This window comes from Actinosynnema sp. NPDC023658 (assembly GCF_040639995.1).
Lineage (GTDB): Bacteria > Actinomycetota > Actinomycetes > Mycobacteriales > Pseudonocardiaceae > Actinosynnema.
In genome coordinates, this window is the sequence record NZ_JBFAAX010000296.1 from 1 (window position 1) to 7305 (window position 7305).

5 protein-coding genes are annotated in these 7305 nt (G+C 73.1%); 2 read left to right on the top strand and 3 right to left on the bottom strand.

Features of this window, described 5'->3' with window-relative positions; genetic code table 11:
- The coding region (locus AB0G02_RS24305; protein WP_360797763.1) for a PLP-dependent aminotransferase family protein at nt 1-1226 on the bottom strand (1226 nt) is incomplete at its 3' end.
- Nucleotides 1227-1290: 64 nt separating this feature from the next.
- Here AB0G02_RS24305 and AB0G02_RS24310 point away from each other — a divergent pair.
- Nucleotides 1291-2448: an aminotransferase class I/II-fold pyridoxal phosphate-dependent enzyme gene (locus AB0G02_RS24310; protein ID WP_360797764.1), complete on the top strand. Its 1158-nt coding sequence runs from the start codon at nt 1291-1293 to the stop codon at nt 2446-2448.
- A gap of 98 nt (nt 2449-2546) precedes the next feature.
- Here the strand turns inward: AB0G02_RS24310 and AB0G02_RS24315 are convergent, their stop codons facing one another.
- Nucleotides 2547-4868 (bottom strand): M4 family metallopeptidase, encoded by a 2322-nt coding sequence (locus tag AB0G02_RS24315; protein ID WP_360797765.1) that lies wholly within the window; start codon nt 4866-4868, stop codon nt 2547-2549.
- Between the two features lie 338 nt (nt 4869-5206).
- On the bottom strand, nt 5207-6244 hold the full coding sequence (locus AB0G02_RS24320) for a LacI family DNA-binding transcriptional regulator (protein ID WP_360797766.1): 1038 nt from the start codon (nt 6242-6244) through the stop codon (nt 5207-5209).
- Nucleotides 6245-6667: 423 nt separating this feature from the next.
- Between AB0G02_RS24320 and AB0G02_RS24325 the strand changes: the two genes are divergently transcribed.
- Nucleotides 6668-7305 (top strand): sigma-70 family RNA polymerase sigma factor (locus AB0G02_RS24325; protein ID WP_360797767.1); only part of this gene is annotated, 638 nt, incomplete at its 3' end.

Consider the following 7305-nt stretch of genomic DNA (forward strand, 5'->3'; position numbering starts at 1 on the left):
GCCACCCCGTGCCGCAGCGCCACCTGGGCGTAGGACGCGGCGTCCGCGCCGGGCAGCCGCACCCACAGCGTCTGACCGCCCTCGGCGGGCGTGAACCCCCACTCGGGCAGCTCCTCGCGCAGCCGTGCGCACAGGTGGTCGTGCTGCCGGCGCAACGCCGTCACCCGCTCGGCCCGCACGGCGGCGAAGTCCGCCAGCAGCTCCACCGCGGTGAGCTGGTCGAGCACGGCGCTGCCGAGGTCGTGCACCGCCTTGAACCGGGCCAGCCGGGCGACGAGCGCCGCGTCGGCCCGCACCCACCCGACCCGCAGCCCGCCCCACACCACCTTGCTCAACGACCCCACGGTGATCGCCTCGGGCGTGGGCGGCCGGGTCGGCGCACCGCTCAGGTCCAGCTCCGCCAGCACCTCGTCGAACACCAGCGGCACGTCACCCGCCGACCGGACCAGGCGCGCGCGCTCCAACGGGCTCATCGACGCGCCGGTCGGGTTGCGGAACACGGGCATCGCGTAGACCAGCGCGGGCCTGGACCCGCCCAGCGCGCCCGCGAGGTCGCCGGACGCCCGGACCACCGCGCCGACCTCGCGGAACAGGTCCAGCGCGCCGGGGTACGTCGGCGCCTCCACCAGCACCTCGTCACCGGGCCGCACGAGCGCGCGCGTCAGCAGGGACAGCGCCTGCTGCGCCCCGGTCGTCACCAGGATCTGCCTCGCGTCGGTCGGCACGCCCAGGGCGCGGTAGTGCGTGGCGAGGGCCGCGCGCAGCGCCGGGTGCCCCGACGGGTGGTAGCCCAGGTCCACGCCGGTCAGCCCGCCGCCTGCCCGCCGGTAGGCCTCGACCAGCCGCGCGGGCGGCGTCATCGGCCCGGCGCAGGCGAACTGGAGCACGCCGTCCGGCGGCTCCAGCAGGTTCACGAACATCGGGTTGGCGGTCTCCTCGCGGACCGCCGCCGCGCGCCCGCCCGGCGACACCCAGGTGCCGCTGCCGCGCCGCCGCGTCAACCGCCCCTCCTGCCGCAGCAGGTCGTACGCCGCGATCACGGTCGTCCGCCCGACCGCGAGGCCCGCGGCCAGCGACCGGTCCGGCGGCAGGACCGTCCCCGCGGGCAGCAGTCCCTCGTCGACCAGCTCGCGCAGCCGTGCGGCCAGCAGCAGGTACAGCGAGCCGCGGCCCGCGGACCAGCGCCCGAGCCGCCCCGCCAGGTCGTCCACGGAGATTGGCTTCATGATGAGACCAATCTAGCCGGAATTGGACCTACAACCGAACCGCTTCATGACCAACGCTCAGGTCATGCAGCCTGACACCCGCGTCGTGCACACCGAAGTCCCCGCCCTGACCAGCAGGCCCCTGTCCGTGCCGCTCTACCAGACCTCCGGGTTCTCGTTCGACGACCTCGACGCCTTTGCCGACGGCATGACCAGGCCGGACGGCGCGTTCGTGTACTCGCGGCTGGGCAACCCGACCGTCCGGGCCCTGGAGGACGCCGTCGCCGGGCTCGAAGGCGGCACGGCGGCACTCGCCACGTCGTCCGGGATGGGCGCGATCAACGCGGTGCTGCTCGCGAACCTCAAGGCCGGCGACCACGTGATCGCCCAGCGCGCGCTCTACGGCGGCACGCTCGCCTTGCTGCGCGACCTGGAGGAGCGTTGGGGCGTCGCGGTCACCTACGTCGGCGGTCACGACCCGGAGGAGGTCAGGGCGGCGCTGCGACCGCGGACCCGGGTCCTCTACCTGGAGACCATCGCCAACCCCACGGGTCACGTCAGCGACCTGCCCGCGCTCGGCGCCGCGGTGGGGCCGGACGTTCTCGTGGTCGTGGACAACACCTTCGCGTCACCGCTGCTGTGCCGCCCGATCGAGCACGGCGCGGACGTGGTCGTGCACTCGACCACCAAGTACCTCGGCGGGCACAGCGACGTGACCGGCGGCGTGGCCGTGTTCGCCGACCCCGACCGGTACCGCTCGACCTGGCACCACGCGGTCGAGCTGGGCGTCACGCCGGACCCGTTCGCGGCCTGGCTCACCATCCGCGGCCTGCGCACCCTCGCGTTGCGCGTGCGCAAGCACGAGCAGAACGCCGGGGTCCTGGCCCGCCGCCTGGCCGCGCACCCGGCGGTGCGCGTGGTGCACTGGCCCGGTCTCGACGCGCACCCCAGCCACGCCGTCGCGTCCCGCTTCCTCGACGGGTACGGCAGCGCCTTCTCGTTCGACCTGGCGGACGTCGAAAAGGGCCGGAAGTTCGTCACCGGTCTGGTGCTGGTCCGGCTCGCGCCGTCGCTGGGCGGGACGGAGACGCTGGTCCTGCACCCCGCCAGCACCTCGCACCGGCAGCTCGACGAGGACCAGTTGAACGCCAACGGCATCACCGGCGGCACGATCCGCCTGTCGGTGGGCATCGAGGACGCCGACGACCTCTGGCAGGACATCGAGCAGGCCCTGGGCCGCTGAACGCCCTGGGCCGCTGAACGCCGTGACCCGCTGAACGCGCGGGGGTGGCTGCCGAGGCGAGTCGGCAGCCACCCGTCATCGACGGTCTCCGCTCAGGTTCAGCAGGCGCCCTCGTCCCGCCAGACGGCCCACGATCCGGGCAGTCCGGGCTCGGCACCGGTCGAGTACCAGGTCGACGTCCACTTGTGCGCGTTGTGCGAGACCAGGTCGTTCGGCACGTAGGCCTGGGTCGCGCTCCAGGCGGTCAGCCCGGCGCAGCCGCCCGGCGAACCCTCCCGGACGGTCAGCGTGAACGTGGCCGAGTGCGACGCGGTCGACCCCGCGCCGGTGACCGTGACGCCGTACGTGCCCGCCGGGGTGGTCGCGGAGGTGGTGATCGTCAGCCGCGACGACTCGCCCGACGCCACCGTGGCCGGTTCGAACGCGGCCGTCGCGCCGGCCGGCAGACCGGTCGCGGTCAGAGCCACCTTCTGCACCGCACCCGACGTGGTCGTGGTGCCGACGGTGGACGTCACCGCGCCGCCGGGGGCCGCGGTGCCGCTGGTGGGGTCGAGCGCGACGGCGAAGTCGTCCGCCGGCGGCACGCCACCGACCGTGAGGGCGTAGGTCACGGTGTGGGCGGCGGACCCCGCGCCCCGCACGGTGATCGGGTAGGTGCCCGGCGCCACGTCCGACGTGGTGGTCACGGTCATGGCCGAGGTCTGGCCCGAGGTCACCGACGCGGGCTCGAAGCGCACCGACACGCCGGACGGCTGGCCGGTGGCGCTCAACGCCACGGTCTGCGGGCTGCCGGACGTGGTGGTCGTGCGAACCGTCGACCGGGCCGTCCCGCCCGGCTCGACCGTGCCCGACGCGGGGTCGAGCGCCAGCGTGAAGTCGTCGGCCGGGACGTTGACGCAGGTCGGCTCACCAGGCTGCGCCGGCAGGCTGATCGCGTTCCACGCCGCCTTGACCGCGGTGAACTGGCGGCAGGTCGGGTCGAGGTTCTTCGCCGCGGTGAGGGTCGCGACGCGGTAGCGGAAGTGCGTCATGCCGGAGGTCTTGAGCAGCATGGCGTTGTAGAACACCCGGCCCGCGGCCTGGATGCCGATCCCGGTCACCTTGGAGCCGTCGCAGGTCGGGCTGGCCGCCGAACCCTCGGCCAGGAGGTAAAACCAGTGGTTGAGCGGACCGGCCGCGGCGTGCACCTCGGTGCCGGGGATGGCGCTGGACCAGCAGTTCGGGTGACCGCTGACCGCCGACGGGTTCGCCATGTTGCGGATGGGCCCGCGACCGGCCAGGTTGATCGACTCGCCCACCAGGTAGTCCGGGGTGTCGAACGGTGACGGCTCGTTGGCGTAGGCCTCGGTCAGCGCGCCGAAGATGTCGCCGGTGGCTTCACCGAGACCGGCCTCGCGGCCCGCGCCGCCGGGCGTGTACTGGTCGATGGCGTGCCCGTGCTCGTGCGCGACCACGTCCATGGACGCGATCCACTGGTTCGCGTTGTTGTGGCCGATCTCGATCTGCTGGCCGGTCCAGTACGCGTTCACCGCGTCGAGGCCCACCTTGACCGTGACGCCGCGGCCGTTGCCGTCGACCCCGTTGCGGCCCAGCCAGGACTTCATCATCTCCCACTGCTTCTGGGTGGACCAGAGCACGTCGGCGCAGCCGGTTTCCTTGCTGGTGGCGTTGCCGTTGCCGAAGGAGTTCGACGGCTTGGTGAACGGCGCGCTCGTCGCGTAGTCCACGCACCGCAGACCGGGCCGGGTGTCGTCGACGGTGCTGTTGTTGCTGGTGTCGATGGACAGCGGGTTCGGGCCGTTCCACTGGCTGGTGCCGGTGCCCGCCCGCACGTCGTCCACGCTGCCCTCGACCGCGCCGGTCCGTGCGTTGACGTAGACGTGGAGGCGGCTCGGCACGCCGTCCTTGCGCCCGGACACGACGGTCTCGTAGACCAGCTTGCCGTGCCCGCCCGCGAGCACGGACAGCGTGGTGCTCTCGACCTTGTCCACAACGGACAGTCGGGACCGGGCGACGCCGGCGGCGCGTTCGGGCGTCACCGTCGCGGTCGTGTCCACGGCGAGGCCGCCCATCGGCGCGGCGACGGTGTCCAGCACGTTGCCGGACGCGTCGGTGGCCACGACGGCGTCACCGCCGATGACCGGCAGGCCCTCGTAGGTGCGGTCGTAGGAGACGTAGAACAGGTCCTTCCGGCCCGGGACGCCGCCCTGGTAGACGGTCCGGCGCCGGAACTGCTCCCGCGGTCCCCTGGCCAGGGCGTCCAGTCCGGACGCGGCGGCCTGGTCCGCGGCTCGCACCGCCGGCGCGGTGGGGCTGGGCGGCTGCACGGGCTCGGCGGGCGCCGCCGGCGCGGTGGCGACCTGGACGGACAGGACCGTCAGGCACGCGGCGAGGTAAGTGCCGAGTTTTTTGCGTATCACGCCAACTCCTCAGGTGTGCAGGGAAATCCCGAGGACTCGGACAACGAAGTGTCCCAGTCACGAGTGGCGGCCTCGATGGACAACTCAGTGTGTAGTCCCCCGGCGGTCGTCCGATCGAGGTTTGACCGTTGCCAGAGGCATTTCCGAAGATCGGCGTGAACCATTCGGCACAATGGGGTGCGGTCGATTCGGCGGGCTATAACGCGGCCGCTATCCCCATTTCGTTATACCGCCGGAAAAAGGAGTTTCGGGACTTTCGGCCGTCGGTGGTGGTCGGACCGTTCAGCCACGGGGGAGCGTGGTTCCGGCCGTCGTCCGCCGACGCGCGGCGGGGCCGTTCAGGCGGGCGGCGCGGTGCTCTCGCGCACGACGAGCGTGGTGGCCACTTCGACGCGGCGCTGGACGGGGATGTGGCCCGCGGCGAGCTCCAGCAGCATCCTGGCGGCCGTCGCGCCCATCTCGGCCAGCGGTTGCCGCACGGTCGTCATCGGCGGGCAGCACCAGCGCGTGTTGTCGATGTCGTCGAAGCCGACCACGCTCAGGTCCTGCGGGATGCGCAGGCCCAATCGCCACGCCGCCGCGTAGACGCCGAGCGCCTGGAGGTCGTTGCCGCACAGGACGGCGGTCGGCCGGTCGGGCCGGGCCAGCAGCTCGCGGCCCAGGGACGCGCCGTCCTCGAAGGTGAACTCGCCGGTCCGCACCAGCCGGTCGTCCAGCGGGGCGCCGGCGGCGTCCGCCGCGGCCCGGCAGCCCTCCAACCTGGCCCGGGCGCCCAGGGAGTGCAGCGGACCGGTGACCACCCCGATCCGCCGATGGCCGAGGTCGAGCAGGTGCCGCGCGGCCGTGATGCCGCCGCTCCAGTTCGTCGCGCCGACCGACGGGGTGACGTGCAGCGGTTCCCCGGACGGGTCGAGCGCGACCAGCGGGATCGCGCTCGGGGCCAGCAGCGCCTGCTGCTCGGGGCTGAACGCCGAGTACACCGCGATCACGCCGACGGGGTGCCTGGCCAGCAGCTGTTCCGCCCAGCTCCGGCCCGAGGACGACGGCTCGCCCACCTCGGTGAACGCGACGGCCAGCTCGTGCTCGCGCGCCACCGGCTCCACGCCGCGCATGATCTCGATCGCCATGTGGCGTTCCAGGTTGTAGAACACCACTTCCAGCAGCGCCGACGGCGCGATGGCGTCCGGGCGGCGGTAGCCGTGCTCCCGCAGCAGCGCCTCGACGCGCTGCCTCGTCTCGGACGCGACGCCCGCGCGGCCGTTGAGCACCTTCGACACGGTCGGCTTCGACACCCCGGCGAGTCGGGCGATCGTGGCGACCGTCAGCTCTCCCCGTCGGCGCCCACGCCGCTGACCGTCCGCGATGCTCCCCGCCACGGCGGCAGTCTACGGATGCCGCACCTCGCGGCGATCATCGTTCCGCGACGCGCGGCGACGTCCCGCGGTTCGGTTTGCCGAAGCGTCGTGGGCCTCGGAACGATCCCGCCCGTGGCCCGGAACGCTCAAATGACGAGTCCGTGCGCGTCGGTGGCTACCGCCGTAGGGCGTAGCGGTGTAACCAGCAGATGGGCCGTTCTATATGGTCCGCACCGAAGTCGCTCACATACCGTGTTGGGAGGTGGACGTCCCGTGATCGGGCATCCCGACGAGCGCGAGCTGGAGCGGTGGGCGTCCGCTGACCTGGCCGTCCTGCGCGACGACCTCGACCAGGCGCTGAGCTCCGACGCGAACTCGTCGGCCGGTTCGCGCGGTGGGGCGCGGTCGTCCCGACCGCCGTCGGACGCCGAGCTGATCGCGGCCGTGCGCGCCGGGCGGATCGACGCGTACGGGCAGCTGTTCGAACGGCACGTCGCCGCCGCCCGCAACCTCGCCCGCCACCTGTCCTGGTCCAGCGCCGAGGCCGACGACCTGGTGTCCGACGCGTTCGCCAAGGTCCTCGACACCGTGCGCGCGGGCGGTGGTCCGGACTCGGCGTTCCGCGCCTACCTGCTCACCGCGCTGCGCCACACCGCCTACGACAAGACGCGGCGGGACAGGAAGCTGAAGCTGGCCGACGACGTGGAGGCCGTCTCCGGCGTGGAGAAGGTCACCACGGTGCCGTTCCACGACCCGGCGGTGGCGACGCTGGAGCGGTCGCTGGCCAGCAGGGCGTTCGCCAGCCTGCCCGAGCGGTGGCAGACCGTGCTGTGGCAGACCGAGATCGAGGGCCAGTCGGCCGCCGAGCTGGCGAAGCTGCTCGGGCTGACCGCGAACGGCGCGTCCGCGCTGGCCTACCGCGCCCGCGAAGGCCTCAAGACCGCTTACCTCCAGGCGCACCTGGCCGACAACCCGTCCCACCGCTGTCGCGCCACCGTGGCGAAGTTGGCGGCGTGGACGCGCAACGGCCTCACCAAGCGGGAGACGGCCCAGGTCGAGGCGCACCTGGACGAGTGCGCGAC

Bases quoted from the DNA above. Each gene is read 5' to 3' on its own strand.
- AB0G02_RS24310 (WP_360797764.1), top strand. From the start codon at position 1,291: ATGCAGCCTGACACCCGCGTCGTGCACACCGAAGTCCCCGCCCTGACC.